Annotated in this window: 16 protein-coding genes; 5 read left to right on the plus strand and 11 right to left on the minus strand. The window is 62.5% G+C overall.

What is annotated here, in order from left to right:
- Positions 1-5: 5 nt before the first annotated feature.
- The 3 genes from V1273_RS10350 to V1273_RS10360 all read left to right on the plus strand — a co-directional run bounded on the left by V1273_RS10350 (position 6) and on the right by V1273_RS10360 (position 1,950).
- Positions 6-902: a LysR substrate-binding domain-containing protein gene (locus tag V1273_RS10350; RefSeq protein WP_334409513.1), complete on the plus strand. Its 897-nt coding sequence runs from the start codon at positions 6-8 to the stop codon at positions 900-902.
- 122 nt (positions 903-1,024) lie between these two features.
- The gene (locus V1273_RS10355; protein ID WP_334409514.1) at positions 1,025-1,378 is read left to right on the plus strand and encodes a YybH family protein; all 354 of its coding nucleotides are present in this window, start codon (positions 1,025-1,027) and stop codon (positions 1,376-1,378) included.
- A gap of 344 nt (positions 1,379-1,722) precedes the next feature.
- The gene (locus V1273_RS10360) at positions 1,723-1,950 is read left to right on the plus strand and encodes a hypothetical protein (protein ID WP_334409516.1); all 228 of its coding nucleotides are present in this window, start codon (positions 1,723-1,725) and stop codon (positions 1,948-1,950) included.
- A gap of 94 nt (positions 1,951-2,044) precedes the next feature.
- Here the strand turns inward: V1273_RS10360 and V1273_RS10365 are convergent, their stop codons facing one another.
- From V1273_RS10365 to V1273_RS10415, 11 genes are all read right to left on the minus strand, one after another.
- Positions 2,045-3,016, minus strand: a complete 972-nt coding sequence (locus V1273_RS10365; RefSeq protein ID WP_334383218.1) for a tripartite tricarboxylate transporter substrate-binding protein — start codon at positions 3,014-3,016, stop codon at positions 2,045-2,047.
- Between the two features lie 51 nt (positions 3,017-3,067).
- Entirely contained in the window at positions 3,068-3,784 is a 717-nt protein-coding gene (locus tag V1273_RS10370; RefSeq protein WP_334367594.1) for a GntR family transcriptional regulator, read from the minus strand.
- Positions 3,785-3,864: 80 nt separating this feature from the next.
- Positions 3,865-4,656, minus strand: coding sequence for an SDR family oxidoreductase (locus V1273_RS10375; RefSeq protein ID WP_334383217.1), 792 nt, complete (start codon positions 4,654-4,656; stop codon positions 3,865-3,867).
- The gene (gene pcaC / locus V1273_RS10380) at positions 4,653-5,036 is read right to left on the minus strand and encodes a 4-carboxymuconolactone decarboxylase (protein ID WP_334383216.1); all 384 of its coding nucleotides are present in this window, start codon (positions 5,034-5,036) and stop codon (positions 4,653-4,655) included. Before pcaC ends, V1273_RS10375 begins: the two co-directional genes overlap by 4 nt.
- 32 nt (positions 5,037-5,068) lie before the next feature.
- Positions 5,069-6,289, minus strand: coding sequence for an ABC transporter substrate-binding protein (locus tag V1273_RS10385; RefSeq protein WP_334409517.1), 1,221 nt, complete (start codon positions 6,287-6,289; stop codon positions 5,069-5,071).
- Positions 6,290-6,329: 40 nt separating this feature from the next.
- Positions 6,330-7,589 (minus strand): ABC transporter substrate-binding protein, encoded by a 1,260-nt coding sequence (locus V1273_RS10390; RefSeq protein ID WP_334383214.1) that lies wholly within the window; start codon positions 7,587-7,589, stop codon positions 6,330-6,332.
- A 29-nt stretch (positions 7,590-7,618) separates the two neighbouring features.
- The gene (locus V1273_RS10395) at positions 7,619-8,326 is read right to left on the minus strand and encodes an ABC transporter ATP-binding protein (RefSeq protein WP_065727639.1); all 708 of its coding nucleotides are present in this window, start codon (positions 8,324-8,326) and stop codon (positions 7,619-7,621) included.
- Positions 8,313-10,085 (minus strand): branched-chain amino acid ABC transporter ATP-binding protein/permease, encoded by a 1,773-nt coding sequence (locus tag V1273_RS10400; protein ID WP_334383213.1) that lies wholly within the window; start codon positions 10,083-10,085, stop codon positions 8,313-8,315. Before V1273_RS10400 ends, V1273_RS10395 begins: the two co-directional genes overlap by 14 nt.
- A 2-nt stretch (positions 10,086-10,087) precedes the next feature.
- Positions 10,088-11,026: a branched-chain amino acid ABC transporter permease gene (locus V1273_RS10405; RefSeq protein ID WP_442893809.1), complete on the minus strand. Its 939-nt coding sequence runs from the start codon at positions 11,024-11,026 to the stop codon at positions 10,088-10,090.
- Positions 11,027-11,140: 114 nt separating this feature from the next.
- Positions 11,141-12,538 (minus strand): MmgE/PrpD family protein, encoded by a 1,398-nt coding sequence (locus tag V1273_RS10410; protein ID WP_334383212.1) that lies wholly within the window; start codon positions 12,536-12,538, stop codon positions 11,141-11,143.
- A gap of 32 nt (positions 12,539-12,570) precedes the next feature.
- Entirely contained in the window at positions 12,571-13,464 is an 894-nt protein-coding gene (locus V1273_RS10415) for an NAD(P)-dependent oxidoreductase (RefSeq protein ID WP_334367602.1), read from the minus strand.
- Between the two features lie 183 nt (positions 13,465-13,647).
- Here V1273_RS10415 and V1273_RS10420 point away from each other — a divergent pair, with 183 nt between their 5' ends.
- Both V1273_RS10420 and V1273_RS10425 read left to right on the plus strand, forming a co-directional pair.
- On the plus strand, positions 13,648-14,991 hold the full coding sequence (locus V1273_RS10420; RefSeq protein ID WP_334409518.1) for an MmgE/PrpD family protein: 1,344 nt from the start codon (positions 13,648-13,650) through the stop codon (positions 14,989-14,991).
- A 44-nt stretch (positions 14,992-15,035) separates the two neighbouring features.
- Entirely contained in the window at positions 15,036-15,419 is a 384-nt protein-coding gene (locus V1273_RS10425; RefSeq protein ID WP_171582870.1) for a carboxymuconolactone decarboxylase family protein, read from the plus strand.
- Positions 15,420-15,421: the final 2 nt, after the last annotated feature.

The following is a 15,421-nucleotide window of genomic DNA, read 5'->3' on the forward strand; positions in this document are numbered from 1 at the left end:
TATATATGCCGATCAGCGTGCGGGAGATGGACGTGTTCCGATGCGTGATGCAGTCGGGCTCGGTGACGAACGCGGCCGCCGCCCTGAACATTTCCCAACCGGCGGTCAGCCGCATACTGCAGCAAGCGGAGGAACGTCTCGGATTCAGGTTGTTCGAGCGCGAGAAGAAACGGCTGAAGCCGACGACCGAGGCGCAGACGCTTTTCGCGGAAGTCGTGAACGTGTTCGCAGCGATCGAGCACACCCAGCGGCTGGCGGTCGAGCTTCGCGATGGCCAGGCGGGGCTCCTGACGGTCGCGACCGTGACCGGGTTCGGTCACACCATTGTGCCGCAAGCGGTCCAGCGCTTCCGCGCCGAGCGGCCGGACGTCTCTGTTATCATTCAAACACTGACGGGGCCGGAGGTCGTTACCCGTGTCGCCCAGGGGCGCGCCGATCTTGGCCTGACCGTCGGCCCGATCGGGCATCCGTCCCTCGACAGCACCATTCTCTGCACGACCGAACTCGGCTGCGTGCTGCCAGCCGGTCACCGGCTTGCGGCCAAGGCTGCCCTGAGCGCGCTCGATCTGGCCGACGAGCCGGTGATCTGTCCGGGCCCGCATCTGTCGATCGGAGCCGCGATTGTGATTGCCTTTGCCGAGGCCAATTTTCGCTTGCGCATCGCCATTGAGGCCTCGCAGTCGAATATCGCCTGCGAATTGGTGCGTGCCGGCGCCGGGATCGCGATCCTGGACGGCCTCGGCTTGCTCAGTGCGCGAGCCCATGATCTCATCACGCGTCCATTCGCACCGAGCCTGCAAAGCGTCGCGCGCCTGCTGAAAGGCACAAAGCGGCCGGCTTCACGTCTGGTGGAGGAGTTTGCCAGCGTCGTTCAGAAGGTGACAGCCGAGAGCGGCTTGTAACGAAGCAGAGTCTCATCTGGTTGACGGAAGTGATTGCATCGCTGGCCTCTGCTTGGCGTAGCACAGCAGCAGGCCGCAGCGCTCGATGATTTCGCACACAGATGAGGGAGAAATCGTCAATCATGCAGCAACAGACGCAAGCCCTCGTCGATGAGTGGGCTCACACATTCAACTCAGGCAAGGTCGCCGATCTGGCCCGCTTCTACACCCCGGACGCCCGGATCGTGCCGCCCGGACGATCGACCGTCGTCGGCGCGGAGGCGATCTGCGCGTTCTTCGCCGATATCCGTGCGCAAGGCTTTCGCGACTATGTCGTCGATCTTGGTGACGTGTTCGCGAAGGATGCCTCTCTGGTCGCGTCGGGCCGCTGGGCACTTCGGGGACTCGGCGGCGGCGGTCCCTACAAGGGCAACTGGCTGAACATATTCGCGCGCGAACGCACGGACTGGCTTATCGCCGTCCATATGTGGAACTGATTCAGCTCCGATTTGAGAAATGGGGCGAACCTGCACATCAGGAATGCGGGAGATGCCAAGATGACTTTGGTACGGTGCGCGGATTGTGGCCGGGAGATCAGCGAACAGGCGACGGCCTGTCCCGAATGCGGCAGGCCTTTGCAGGAACGAAGTTCCGCGGCGAGCGGTGCGTGGGCAGGACGGCCGCCGTACTTCTATGAATACAAGTCACAGACAATTCTGCTCGGTCTGCCGCTCATCCACGTCATGCTCGGCCCGACGTGGCTTGTCGGCTTCAGGCCTGCCCGCGGCATCATTGCGGTGGGTATATCGCGGTCGGTTTCGCCGCATTTGGTGGGGTGGCGATGGGCTTGGTGGCGTTCGGCGGCATCAGCCTCGGCATCGTGTGCGTTGGTGGAATGGCGCTGGCGCTGGGCCTCGGGGCCGGCGGAATCGCCACGGGATATTGGGCCGTCGGCGGGATTGCAATCGGCGTCTACGCGCTCGGGGGCCTCGGGATTGGCGCTCACACCCTGCAGAACGATCCCAATTTGCTTCGCATCCTCGGCGCCCCGCCCAGTAGTTCTAGATGACGCGCGATAGGGCGCCAATGTCTTTGCGATGCGGCCTAGCCGTTTTGCGTGATGAGCCGGCCTACTCTGCGATTGAAGGCTGAAGGGAGTTGGGTCATTGGGGCTCAATACCTGCTTGCTTGATGATGCGCGACCATTTGGCAGTTTCTGCCCGAAGGAAGGCATCGAGCGCCGCCGGCGTGGCCTGCTCCTGCTCGACCGGCGTCATGCTCAGCTCGGCGAAGCGGTTGACCAGCGGCGGATCCTTGAGCGCCTTTTGCAAGGCGGCGACCAGCGCATCCACGATGGGCTTGGGCGTGTTGCGCGGCGCATACATTCCGTACCAGGTGGTAACGTCGAACGCCGGTACACCGGCCTCTGCCGAGGTCGGCACGTTCGGCAGGGTCGCCGCCCGTTTCTTGCTGGTAATCGCATAACCCGGAATGGTGCCGGCCTGGATATGGGGCGTCGGTCCGGTTGCAGGATCGCAATAGACGTCGATGTGACCGGCGATGATGTCGTTGAGCGCCGGTCCGCCGCCCTTGTAGTAGATCGGGGTGAGCTTTGCATCGATCGCGTTCATGAACATCAGCCCGCAAAGATGCGAGGCGGAGCCGAGGCCCACATTGCCATAGGTGACTTTGTCGCCTTGGGCACGCACATAGGCAACAAGTTCCTTCAGGTCCTTTGCTGGAAAATTCGCTCGCGCCACCAGAAGCATCGGAACATCAGTGACGAGACCGATCGGCGCGAAATCGCCAATCGGATCGAACGGCAGCTTGGCATAGAGCGCCGGTGCGGTGGCCTGGCCGACATGCATCAGCAGCAGCGTGTATCCGTCCGGCGCTGCCTTGGCCACGCGATTGGTGCCGAGCGTGCCGCCGGCGCCCACGACGTTCTCGATGACAATCGACTGCTTCAGCGTCGCGCTCATCGATGTTCCAAGCAGTCGCGCGATCACGTCGCCGGGTCCGCCGGCCGAGAACGGAACGACAAGGGTGATCGGCCGGTTCGGGTATTCCTGTGCGAAAGCCGGCGGCGCCTGCAACGACAACAGCAACAGCAACATCGTTTTGAAGAACTTCATTGCAATTTCCTATCTGCCGTCCGTCTGTCGAGAAGCCTTGGCCGGGACCGGCTATTCCTCCGCCACTGCTTTTTCCTTTGGAGCGGATGATTGCTCGATCATGCTGAGCGCGGCCACCGCTGCCGCCTTGACGTGGTCGACGCAACACTGCTCGGCGAGATCCGGATCGCCATTCTGGATCGCGCGCCAGATCGCGGTGACCTCGCGCAAGCTCTTGTTGATACGTTTCGGATGCGACATCGAAGTAATTCGCAGCAGCGTAATGCGGTCGTGCAGCGGTCTGAGCATTCGCTCGATGAAGGCGTTCTGGCAGCCGCCAATCATTGCCGCATAAAAATCCGTCTTGGCTTCCAGGGCGGCGGTCAAGTCGCCCTCGGCGAATGCCGCCTTCAGCCGCGCCAGCGCTTCCCCGATTCTGCGTACCACGTCCGGATCGCGGAGACGGGCGCATTCACGGCCGGCAAATCCTTCGAGCACGGCGCGCGCCGCGTATAACTGCTTTGCTTCCTCGAGACTGATGGTGCTGACCACCGGACCGCGGTGAGGGACCGTCCTGACGAGACCATCCGCCTCCAACACCCGGAGCGCCTCGCGGATGGACGGCCGGCTCACGCCCATCATTTCGCAAAGCTCCCGTTCGACCAGGCGCTGGCCCGGCTTCAGCCTTCCCGACATGATCGCTTCGCGCAGCTTTTGCGCGACCATCGAGCGAACGGTCGGAACGTCCTCGATTCGAAGCGTGAATTGCAATTCACCGCGTTTGTTCATCGTCTAGCGCCCTGGTACCGGTATTGGTTCAATAGCGATTTACGGGCAGAATCATCATCTCCGCAATCGGACGTTTGTGCTCATGCGGCGGCCCAGCCTCCATCGATCGGCAGGGTCGCGCCGGTGATGTCCTGTCCAGCCGGGCTGGAGAGGAAAACAACCATCGCTCCGACGCTTTCCATGCCGACGAACCGTCCGCTCGGCTGGCGCGCCGCCAGATAGTCCCGCGTCGTCTCGTCAACGGCCCGGCCTTCATCGGCTGCAATAGATGCAATCTTTCGTTGGATCGCCGGCGTTGGCAGGGTGCCTGGGCTGATCGCGTTGCAGGTGATTCCGCTCGTTGCCGTCTCGATCGCGACGGCCCGGGTCATGCCGAGGATGGCGGTCTTGGTCGTCACGTAGTCGATGCGATCGGCAACGGCGCGGGTCGAGTAGATCGAGGCCATGTTTATGATGCGGCCCCAATTGCGTGCCTTCATCGCAGGTAATGCCAGACGGATCAGGTGAAACGGCGCCGACAGATTGACGGCCAGCGCTTCGTCCCATCGCTCCGGCGCGAAATTCTCGACCAGTGCGAAATGCCGGACCACGGCGTTGTTCACCAGGATGTCGATCGCGCCCAGGCCGAGCAAATCGGCCATCATGGCTTCGATGGATGCGCGCTGCGACAGGTCCGCGGCAACGCTCGTCACCTCGACATCAAGGCGAGACCGCAGCTGGTCTGCGGTCGCTTTCGGTTCGACCAGATCATGAAGGATGATGTTGGCGCCCGCACTGGCAAGGCTTTCCGCCACGGCAAGTCCCAGTCCTGCCGTCGCGCCGGTCACGAGTGCCCGCTTTCCCTTCAGCATCGCGGTTGCGGCTCCGGTCACTTCTTCTGATCCAGCTCGGCGAAGACTTCCCGCGCATTGCGAAAGGCATCGACGCCAGCGGGCACGCCGCAATAGATTGCGACCTGCATGAACACTTCGCGTATTTCCTTGCGGGTGGCGCCGTTGGTCAGCGCGCCCCGAACGTGAGTCTTGAGCTCGTGCGGGCGATTGAGCGCGCACAGCATTGCGAGGTTGAGGAAACTGCGGGTCTTGTGCGAAAGGCCGTCACGGCCCCACACATAACCCCAGCAGTATTCCGTCGTGAGGTCCTGCATCGGACGATTGAAGTCATCGGTCGTCGCAATGGCTTTGTCGACGAATTCATCACCGAGAACGCTTTTGCGAATTTTGAGTCCGCGGTCGTAGGTTGCTTTGTCCATGACGATTTCCAGATCATTGCGATTTGGGTGGGCTAATTCTTGGGCCAGAACGGCTGGGCCAAGGCAAGTTGCGGCGGAAAGACGGTGACGGGTACGCCGGATTGCCACTGCACGATGGTCATGCCGGCGCCGACACGGCGACCCTTTTCGTCGAACTTGATCTCGCCGAGCGGATAATATTTCGAGGGGCCGCCGTCCATGGAGCGTAACGCGTCGGCGACCGCGACCCGGTCGGCCTTGCCGGCTTTCTCGAGCGCGTCTTTGATGATCCACATGTCGCCATAGGTGGAGATCGCGTTCTGCGTCATCCACGGTTCCTTGTAGCGGGATTTGAGCTCGGCGATCAACGCCTCGTGCCCCTTGGCGCCCCAGCTCGCGACGCAGGTGAGCACGCCCTGCAGCAGTTCCGGGCTGACAGTCTGCAGCATGTCAGGCTCGGCGATGGCGATGCCGAACGAAATGGTCGGGATCTTGCCTTGTCCCAGGCCAAACTCGTTCATCTTCTCGAGCAGCAGTTTTGCGTCGGAAATCACGGTCGGCAGGAAGAAGAGCAGGTCGGGCCTTGCCGCTCGGACCTTTTGAACCAGCGAGGTGGCGTCGGCGAGCGGCGGGGTGAAGGTTTCGTCGACGATCAGTTGCAGCCCGTTTTCGGCGAGCAGGCCTTCCCGCATCGACTTCGCCGAGGCGACCGATGCGCCGGTGTTGTCGGTGACGATCGCAACCGTCTTGGGCTTCTTGCCAGAAGCGGCCTCCGCAAGCTTCACGATTTGCGGCAGGGCCTGCTTGGCCTGGGAGCCGGCGGTCGCGGACGTCTGGAAGACGTATTTGAAGCCGCGATCGGTGATCAGGTCGGAGTAGGAGAGGGTGAGGACCGGTAGATTGGCGCGCTCCGTCACTTCGGTGACCGCGAGCGTAAACGAGCTCAGGTAAGCGCCGCTCGCCGCCACCAGATCTGGCTCCTGCGCGACCATGCGCTGCGCCGCATTCTTCGCCTTTTCCGTGGTGTCGCCGGAATCGAGAACGACTAGCTTGAGCCTGGCGCCGCCGAGCGACTTCACGCCGCCCTGCGCATTGATGTGGTCCACGGCCATCTCGGCCCCATGGCGCATCACGAGTCCCGGCCGTGCATAGAGACCGGAGACCGGCACCAGCAATCCAACTTTCACTTCAGATGGTGCTTGCGCCCACGCACGGGGTGCCATTAGTCCGATCGAGGCGCCGGCAAGCAGCGTTCGTCGCGTAATCTTGCTCATGACAATGACTCCTTGAAAATCTCGGAGAAGCTTGTTCAGATCAGGAAGACTTCCTCGGCCAGAAAGGCGCCGCCTGCGCGAGATCGGGCGGATAGACGGTCACGGGTACACCCGACTGCCACTGCACGACCACCACGCCGGCGCCGACGCGACGGCCCTTTTCGTCGAACTTCAACTGGCCGCCGGGATAGTGTTTCGAAGGACCGCCATCCATTGTCCGGAACGCTTCCGCAACCGCGCGTCGATCGGCCTTGGCGGCCTTCTCGAGCGCCAGCTTCATCAGCCACATGTCGCCATAGGTCGAGATGACGTTCTGCGTCATCCAGGGCTCCTTGTACTTGGCCTTGAGCTCGGCGATCAGGTCCTCATGGCCCTTCGAACCCCAGTTCGCGACGACCGTCATGATGCCTTGGACGACTTCGGGGCTGACGCTTTGCAGCATGTCGGGCTCGGCAATCGTGATCGAGAACGAGACCGTCGGTATCTTGCCCTGGCCCAGTCCGAACTCGTTGATCTTCTCGAGACCGAGTTTGGCGTCGGATACCGCATTGGGCATGAAGAGCAGCAGGTCGGGACGGGCCGACCTGACCTTCTGGATCAGCGGCGTGGCGTCGGAAAGCGGCGGCGTCCAGACTTCCTCCAGGATCAACTGAAGGCCTTCCTGCGCGAATATCTTCTCCTTCAGCGCCTTCGCGGTCGCAACCGACGTCGCCGTATTGTCCATCAGCATCGCGACCTTCTTCGGACGCTTGCCCGATGCGTTCTCGGCGAGCTTCATCAGCTCGGGTAGGCCAAGTTCCGACTGCCGGCTCGCGGGTGCCGCGGTCTGGAAGATGTATTTGAAGCCACGCTCGGTGAGCAGATCCGAATAAGAGAGCGTGAGCATCGGCAGTTCGGCGCGCTCGGTGACTTCGGTCACCGCCAGCGTGAAGGAACTGAGATACGATCCGGTCGCGGCGACCAGATCGGCCTCCTGCGCCACCATGCGCTGCGCGGCGTTCTTGGCTTTCTCGGTGGTATCGCCGCAATCGATCACGACCAGCTTGAGCTTGGCGCCGCCGAGCGACTTGATGCCGCCCTGTGCATTGATGTGCTCGACGCCCATCTCCGCGCCCATGCGCATGACTTGGCCGGGGCGGGTATAGATGCCGGAAAGCGGCACGATCAGGCCGACCTTGACCTCGGCCGGCGCTTGCGCCCGCGCGATGGTCGATAGTCCCATGGCGGCCGCGCCGGAAAGCACGGTGCGGCGCGTGAGCGACTTTTTGGATGCCTTGTTGGCTTCTCTTTGCTGGCTCATTTTTCCTCCCAATGGATTGTCGATCGTTGTCACATGCCGAGATAGGCCTTGCGCACGCGGTCGTCCGCTCGCAAGGTTTCATTGTTGCCTTCGAGCGCGACGCGGCCGGCTTCGAGGACGTAGCCGTGATCGGCGGATTCCAGTGCCTCCGCCACGCGCTGTTCGACTAGAAGAATTGTCAGCTTCGACTGCCGGCGAATCTCGATCAGCCGTTCGAAAATGAAATCGGCCACCGTGGGCGCGAGCCCCATCGAAGGTTCATCCAGCATCAGAAGCTTTGGCGAAGACGCCAATCCCCGGCCGATCGCCAGCATCTGCTGCTGTCCGCCTGACAACGTTCCCGCGAACTGGTCGCGGCGCTCGGCGAGCACGGGCAGCCATTCGAAGATGCGCTCGATGTTGCGCTTCCAGTCGCGGTGGCCGGCTTCGGTCATCGCGCCCATCTCGAGATTCTCCATCACGGTGAGCGAGGGAAAAACCTGGCGGCCTTCGGGAACATGGGCGATGCCGAGATGGGGCCGTCGCGCGGGATGAACCGACAACAGGTCGGTCCCCTCGAACGTGATCGTGCCGGCGCTTGGCCGTACGATTCCGGAGATCGTCTTGAACAGCGTGGTCTTGCCGGCGCCGTTCGGGCCGACAATGGCGACGAACTGACCCTGTTCAACCTTGATCGAGACGCCATTCAGAACTGGAATTGCCGAGTAGCCGGCCGTCAGCCCTTCAATGTGGAGCATGGGCCACCCATTTCTTGCCGAGATAGGCCTCGATGACGCGGCTGTCGCGCGTGACGGCTTCCGGCTCGCCCTCCACAATGACGGCGCCATGGTCGAGAACGAGGAAACTGTCGACCAGGCGGACCATGGCCTGCATCGTGTGCTCGATGATCGCGATCGTCATGCCGTCGCGGGCGAGACGCTGGATCACCGCCACGACCTCGTTGGCTTCGTCATGCCCGAGGCCCGCCAGTGTTTCGTCGAGCAACAGGATTTGAGGCTGTCCGGCGAGCGCGCGGGCCAATTCCATCAACCGCAGCTCCTTGGTCGTGAGCTCGCCGGCAATGCGGTCGGCAATGTCGGACAGACCGACACGCGCGATCGCCTCGGTCGCCAGCCGCCTCGCTTCGGCGTCCGTCCTGGCGCGGACATAGGCGCCCACCACGACATTGTCCGAGATCGACATACGCAAGAACGGACGCATGATCTGGAAGGTCCGGCCGATACCGGCCTCGCAGAGCTCGTGCGGCTTGCGGCTTGACATGTCGCGCCCGTCGAGGAGAATCTCGCCGGTGCCGGGTCGCAGGAATCCGTTCAGCAGGTTGAACAGTGTGGTCTTTCCGGCGCCGTTCGGACCGATGATTCCAAGGATCTCGTTGCGCCGCAGTTTGAAGCTGACGTTCTGGACGGCTTTCAGCCCGCCAAAGGAGCGCGACAGGTTGCGGACTTCGAGCACCACTTCGCCCGCGCCCCTGGATCGTTCCGGACGGGACGGATTGGCCATGGCGGCAGCAGGCTGAACTGGCGCGCTCGGGGTCGCTACAGCAGCTGAGATCACTCGCTTCCGCAGGAAATCGCGTAGTTTCCAGAACAGTCCTTCTGGCGCAACCAGGATGACGGATATGATCGCAAGGCCGAAGATCACGCCTTGAATGCCGGGAAAGCGCGAGCCCGCCTCGGCGTTGAGCGTTTCGGCAAGCGGGATCAGGATCACGGAGCCGATCACCGGTCCCCAGACCGTTCCGACCCCACCGAACATGGCGACCGTCAGCGCCTGCGCTGATACCAGCATGCCGAACACCGATTGCGGGGTCACCACCAGCAGCACGACGGCATAGAACCCGCCGATCGCCCCGGCAATCGCTCCGCTCAGGGCGATGGCGCGCAGCTTCCAGGCCAGCGTGTTGATGCCGGCTGCTTCGGCCGCGGCTTCGTTCTGCTTGATCGCCAGCAGCGCCATGCCGAACCGCGATTTCTCGATGAGCCGCGTGAGCAGGATCGTCCCGAGCATCATGGCGAGCGCCAGCAACGTGTAGAGACGGGGATCGGCAAATTGCATGTAGGCGATCGGATTGTCGCGCTTGATCGGCAACGTGACTTCCTGGAAGCCGAGCCATTCGAACACGTAGAGAATGGCGAGCGGATAGGCGAGCATCGCCAGCGCGAAGTAGTGTCCCGACAGCCGGAATGTCGGAAATCCGATCAGGAACCCGGCGATGCCGCCGAGCATGGCTGCAATCGGGATCAGCATCCACGGCGAAAGATCGAAATAGATCTGACCGAGCGCAGTGGTGTAGGCGCCAATTCCGAAGAACGCGGCGTGGCCGAACGAGATCAGGCCGGTGTAGCCGCTGAGCAGATTCCACGACAGGCCGAACACCGCCCACACCGGCACGAGTGTCATCACCAGTTGGTAGTACGAATTGGTGACGCTCAACGACAGCACGCCATAGAGCGCGGTGAAGGCCAGAATGGGGAGGAGCGATCGCAGGTTTTGCATCATCACGTCCTCTCGACCATGCGTCCGAAGAAGCCTTGCGGACGGAAGAAGATGATCAGGAGGAAGACGACGAAGATCGCGGCGTTCTGCAGTTGCGTCGGCAGCACCAGCGTCGACATCTGCTGCACCAGGCCGATGGTCATGCCGCCCCAGAAGGCGCCGATGATGCTGCCCATGCCGCCGAGCACGACGCCGGCATACATGACGATGACGTATTCGACGCCGACAAAGGGATGAAAGGGATAATTGGTGGCGAGCAGGCCACCGGCAATCGCGGTAATGCCCGTGCCGAGCGCGAAGGCAACGCGGTGCGCGCGATCGACGTCGATCCCCATATAGGTTGCCGCCGTCGGATTGTCGGCTGCGGCCCGCAGCGACTTCCCGAGCCGAGATCGCGTGATCAATAGGGTCAGCAGCATCATCGTTACCAGCGAGACCACGGCATCGATGCCGCGCGCCTTGTTGACGAAGACACTGATGTCATTGAACAGCGGCCCGAGCTCCCAGGCCGAGCTCGATAGCGGCGTGCGGATCGATGCCAGCACCGAACCGAACACGATCAGGCCGCCGTTCTGCAGGATCAGCGCGATCCCAAGCGTCAGAATGAGCTGGGCGTAGTGACCTTCACCCTCGAGGGAGGTGGTACGCGTGCCCGATACGCGCGAAATCAGGACGAGATGAATCGCGTAACCGAACACCGCGAGCACTGGACCGGCAAGGAGAATCGCCACGAACGGCCCAAAGGCGTTGCCGAACGTGGCCTGCACGCCGAGCGCGGTGAAGAAATAAAACGCCGCATACATGCCGAGCATCATGAAATCGCCCTGGGCGAAGTTGATGACCCGCATGACGCCGAAAATCAGGCCGAGCCCGACACACATCAGGCCATAGACCGCACCGATCAGAAGTCCGGCGGTCAAGGCCTGCAGAAAGCCTTCCAGCGCTGCGGTCACCGCTCACCTCTCATCACAGGGGAGTAGGTTTGCCCTGGCCTTGCTGCCGGCATCGTCGGCTCTGGTTTGTTCATTGCATCCCCATTTTCTTGTTCTCAATCGTCATGATGCTGGCCGGAGCAGCCGCTCCGCTGGCTCAAGCCGGCACTGCTTGGCGATGACGCCGCTGTCTGGGAGCCGTTCGCAGCTGTCGACAAGCTCCTCCAGACCACGTGCGCGATTGCCGCCGATGGCGTCAGCGGCGGCCTGCCGAAAGCGGGTGCGGATTTCCTGCGATGTGGCCGCTATGACATTGTCGAGGCGTTGCCGGATCGTCTTTCCATTACGCAGGCCGATTGAGACTTCAGCGCCCTGCTGCGCCGGGAAGGCGGCCGTGAAACTGGAATCGCGTTGCAGATCGGTGCGCTCGACCAGACGCAGGATTCTGGGATCAGTGATCTCTGCGTAATTGTTCTCTTCGATGGCGCCGCGGGCAAGTACCGCGGCGACGCTGAAGGGAATGCTCATCTTGGCTTGCAGCGCATTCCGGTAAGGCCCTCGGCAATCGCAGCCGGGATAGCGCGACGCGGCTTCGGGAACGAGGATCGAAACCGCCTCGATCTCTTCCGGATTCTCAAGCTCACGAGCCGCTCGCAACGCTGCCTGCGCGGCGGTTTGCGCAAAATTGCAGGCAGGCACCGGTTTGTTGTAGACCGCCATGATTTCCGGCTCCGAGCCTGCAAACAACCGAATGCCGGCAGGCGCGGCTTGGCGTCGGTAGGCCGCAAACAGTCCAGCTTCGCCTTCGAGGATGGTTTCCGAGGCACAGGCGCCGGCTTCCGCCAGTTCAATCGCCGTGATGGCGTTGCGGGCGGCAAAGCCCGGATGGAAATACATCTCCGAGCCGCCGGCATGCGGCCACTCGTTCAGGCCGGACGATGTATTGGCGGCAATCGAGACCGCGCTCGTCGCAGCATCTTCGGTGAGACCCAGCGTGCGGCTTCCCGCGAGGGCTGCTCCCAGCGGTGCGACCAGGCCGGTCGGCCGATAGAGGCGTGCCAGATCGGCGTTGAAGAGGGCGCGCCCGATCTGCGCGCCGGCCTCATAGCCGACGATCGCAGCGGCGAGCAGGGCGACGCCAGACACCAGCGTTCGTTCCGACAGGGCGAGCAGCGTCGGCCAGATCACGACGCCATGATGGCATATGCTGGCAGCGTGCATGTCTTCGCGCACCAAGCCATGGCCGAGCGTCGCGTTGGCAAAGGCCGCGTCGCCCGGCGTCGCAAGTTTGCTTGTCCCGATGATGGTTGCGCCGTTCTCGCTGTGGCGTGCGATGCCGATCGCCTGACGGCCCCACGGATGATGACGCGCCTCGAATGCGCAGGAAAGAAAGTCCAGAAGGCAAATCTTGGCCTTGGCGACGACGCTTTCCTCGAATCGGACGAGATCGACGGCGAGCGAGGCGCGGGCCAATTGCCGCGCCAGAGGTGTCTCGTTCGATCCGCTCGACCCGATCGTCATTGCAATCGTTCCTCGCTCGGCTTTGCCGGATCCTAGCCGCGCATCTCCACACCGGCCCACTCTTCAAGGACCTTCGCGATCGACGTGAAATCGGACGACGCGCCATATTTGGCGTTGGTGATGGCAAGCATCTGCCGAACCACGGATCCGCACACCATCGGCACGCCCATGGCCTCGGCCTCATCGATGCAAAGCCGCACGTCCTTGTAAGATAGGCCGGTGGTAAAACCGAAATCGAACGTGCCGGGAAGCACGGCGCGCGGGAACTTGTCTTCGGATGCGCTGTTACGGCCGCTGCTGGCGTTGATGATGTCGATCAGCACCTTGGCGTCGACACCGCCCTTGACGCCCATCGCAACCGCTTCCGACGTGATCACCAGGGCCGCCGCCGCCATCAGATTGTTGGCGAGCTTTGCGGTCTGCGCCGTGCCCGGCTTGTCGCCGGTATAAAACAGCTTTCCGAAGTGTTTTAAGATCGGCTGCACCGTCTCATAGGTGTCCTTGGGGCATGACACCATGACCGCAAGGGTGCCGTTCACCGCGCCCTTGATGCCGCCGCTGACCGGAGCATCCACCAGCGTCAGGTTTCTGGGTTTGAATCCTTCAGCGATCAGCTTGGCCGCACCGGGGCCACTGGTGGACAGGTCGATCACGATGCGGGCGCGGTTTCCCGCGATGATTCCGTCAGGCCCCAGCGCGACGGCCTTGACGATGTCGGGGGTCGGCAGGCTCGCCAGCACGATATCTGCCGATGAGGCAACCTCGGCAGGCGATTTTGCAAGGCGCGCCCCGCGCTCGACGAGCGGCTTGGTGGCCTCGCTCTGCGTGTCGTAGACGCACAGGGCGTAGCCGGCATCCATCAGTCGCCCGGCCATCGGCCCGCCCATGCGGCCCGTTCCCACGAAGCCGATCGTCTCTCCCGCCATCGTCTCGCTCCCTGTCGCACCGCCTTAGGGCGGGTGTTCATTGTTCTTGTTGCGGCAGGGCTCACCGGCCGCGTTTCGTCGAATGTCCGGATTGTCAGTCAATCTGTCAAGCATAAGATTCCTATCGACACGCCACGGTGCGCCGGAATAGGGTCGGAAAAACGAGTCCGAGGAATTCGCTCCGTGCGGCAAGATGAAGCGCAAGGCGCCAGCACAACGCTCGCCGATTTCGTTGCCAGCATCGCGTGGACGGATGTCGCGGCGCAAAGTCACGAGGCGAAGCGCTCGATCCTGAATTTCTTCGCGACCGCGCTAGGGTCGGCGAATGATCCTGCCGTTATCGGCGCGGTGCGGACGCTATTGCCATTCAGCGGTGCCGCGACATCCACGGTGATCGGTCGTCCGGAACGACTCGATGCGATGGGCGCGGCGTTCGTCAACGCCATTTCGGCCAATCTGCTCGATTTCGACGATACCCATCTCGATACAATCATTCATCCAGCGGCGCCGGTCGCAGCGCCCGTGCTGGCGTTGGCGCAAGCGCGAGGATTTTCGGGGCAAGCCGTTCTCACCGCATTCATTCTCGGCGTGGAAGTCGAATGCCGCGTCGGCAACGCGGTATCCCCGGGACATTATGCGCGTGGCTGGCATATCACATCGACCTGCGGGGTGTTTGGCGCCGCCGCAGCCTGTGCCTGGCTGCTCGGGCTCTCGGCGGGCCAGATCGCAGATGCGATCGGAATTGCGGCCAGTCAGTCCGCGGGGATTGTCGAAAATCTTCCGACCGCGGCCAAGAATGTCAGTGTCGGCAGTGCGGCGCGCAATGGCCTGTTCGCGGCGTTGCTCGCGGCTGAGGGCTATTCCGCTTCGCCGCGGGCCATTGAAGGGCGGCTCGGCTGGGCTCGCGCCATGGGAGACGAACCCGATGTTGGGCGTCTGACGGCCGGTCTCGGCAAGACTTGGGAGATCGCGAAGAACACCTACAAGCCCTATCCGGCGGGAATCGTATTCCATGCCGTGATCGATGCCTGCTTCAAGTTGCGGGCAGAATTGCACCGGCGTGTCGATGATATCGGCTTCATCACGGTGCAGGGCTCTGCGCTCCTGCTGGCGCGCGGCGACCGTCCGGTTCGCAACGAACGAGACGCACGCGTCAGCATTCACCATTGCGCCGCCTGCGCGCTCTTGCTGGGTGCCGCTGGTGTCGCCGAGTTCTCGGACGCGATCGTATTTCGGCCCGACATCGCGGCCTCGCGTCAAAAGGTAGCAGCGGTGCTTGACGCTTCGCTTCCGGATGGCGCCGCGCGCGTCACGATCCAACTGACGTCCGGAGAGACGTTCAGCGAGGTTGTGATGGCTGCAAAGGGAAGTCTTGCCGACCCGTTGTCGGATGGCGACATCGAAGCGAAGTTGCGCGATTGCGCGCGGCTGGGTCGAAGCGATTGGGATATCGATCGCATTATCGACGACGTTTGGCGTCTCGACACGCTTGCCGACGTCTCGAGCCTGATGAGGACTCATGGCTGATCCGCGCTGCTTGAAAAACCGTACTCAGACAATGGAAGGAACCGATGATGACTGAGTTGTTCGACAAGGGATTGAAGGTCCGCAAGGAAGTGCTTGGCGAAGAGTACGTCAACAAATCTATCGCAGGCGCCGACGAATTCACCCGGACAATGGCGGAGTGGTCGACCGAGTTTTGCTGGGGGGCGTTGTGGACGCGGCCCGGACTCGACCGCCGCACCCGCAGTATCGTTAATCTGGCTATGCTGGGAGCGCTAAACCGGCCCCATGAACTGAAGCTGCACGTCAAGGGAGCGCTGAAGAACGGCCTCACCAAGGACGAGATCAAGGAAATTCTGCTTCAGGTCGCCGTGTATTGCGGCATCCCCTCGGGCATCGATGCGTTCCGAAACGCGCGGGAAGCGTTCAACGAAGTTGAAACGAAATCCTGACC

The organism is Bradyrhizobium sp. AZCC 1721, from assembly GCF_036924715.1.
Lineage (GTDB): Bacteria > Pseudomonadota > Alphaproteobacteria > Rhizobiales > Xanthobacteraceae > Bradyrhizobium.

Excerpts from the sequence above, each read along its gene's own strand:
- V1273_RS10350 (WP_334409513.1), top strand. The coding sequence starts at position 6 with ATGCCGATCAGCGTGCGGGAGATGGACGTGTTCCGATGCGTGATGCAG.
- V1273_RS10355 (WP_334409514.1), top strand. The coding sequence starts at position 1,025 with ATGCAGCAACAGACGCAAGCCCTCGTCGATGAGTGGGCTCACACATTC.
- V1273_RS10360 (WP_334409516.1), top strand. The coding sequence starts at position 1,723 with ATGGGCTTGGTGGCGTTCGGCGGCATCAGCCTCGGCATCGTGTGCGTT.
- V1273_RS10365 (WP_334383218.1), bottom strand. The coding sequence starts at position 3,016 with ATGAAGTTCTTCAAAACGATGTTGCTGTTGCTGTTGTCGTTGCAGGCG.
- V1273_RS10370 (WP_334367594.1), bottom strand. The coding sequence starts at position 3,784 with ATGAACAAACGCGGTGAATTGCAATTCACGCTTCGAATCGAGGACGTT.
- pcaC (WP_334383216.1), bottom strand. The coding sequence starts at position 5,036 with ATGGACAAAGCAACCTACGACCGCGGACTCAAAATTCGCAAAAGCGTT.
- V1273_RS10385 (WP_334409517.1), bottom strand. The coding sequence starts at position 6,289 with ATGAGCAAGATTACGCGACGAACGCTGCTTGCCGGCGCCTCGATCGGA.
- V1273_RS10390 (WP_334383214.1), bottom strand. The coding sequence starts at position 7,589 with ATGAGCCAGCAAAGAGAAGCCAACAAGGCATCCAAAAAGTCGCTCACG.
- V1273_RS10395 (WP_065727639.1), bottom strand. The coding sequence starts at position 8,326 with ATGCTCCACATTGAAGGGCTGACGGCCGGCTACTCGGCAATTCCAGTT.
- V1273_RS10400 (WP_334383213.1), bottom strand. The coding sequence starts at position 10,085 with ATGCAAAACCTGCGATCGCTCCTCCCCATTCTGGCCTTCACCGCGCTC.
- V1273_RS10410 (WP_334383212.1), bottom strand. The coding sequence starts at position 12,538 with ATGACGATCGGGTCGAGCGGATCGAACGAGACACCTCTGGCGCGGCAA.
- V1273_RS10415 (WP_334367602.1), bottom strand. The coding sequence starts at position 13,464 with ATGGCGGGAGAGACGATCGGCTTCGTGGGAACGGGCCGCATGGGCGGG.
- V1273_RS10425 (WP_171582870.1), top strand. The coding sequence starts at position 15,036 with ATGATGACTGAGTTGTTCGACAAGGGATTGAAGGTCCGCAAGGAAGTG.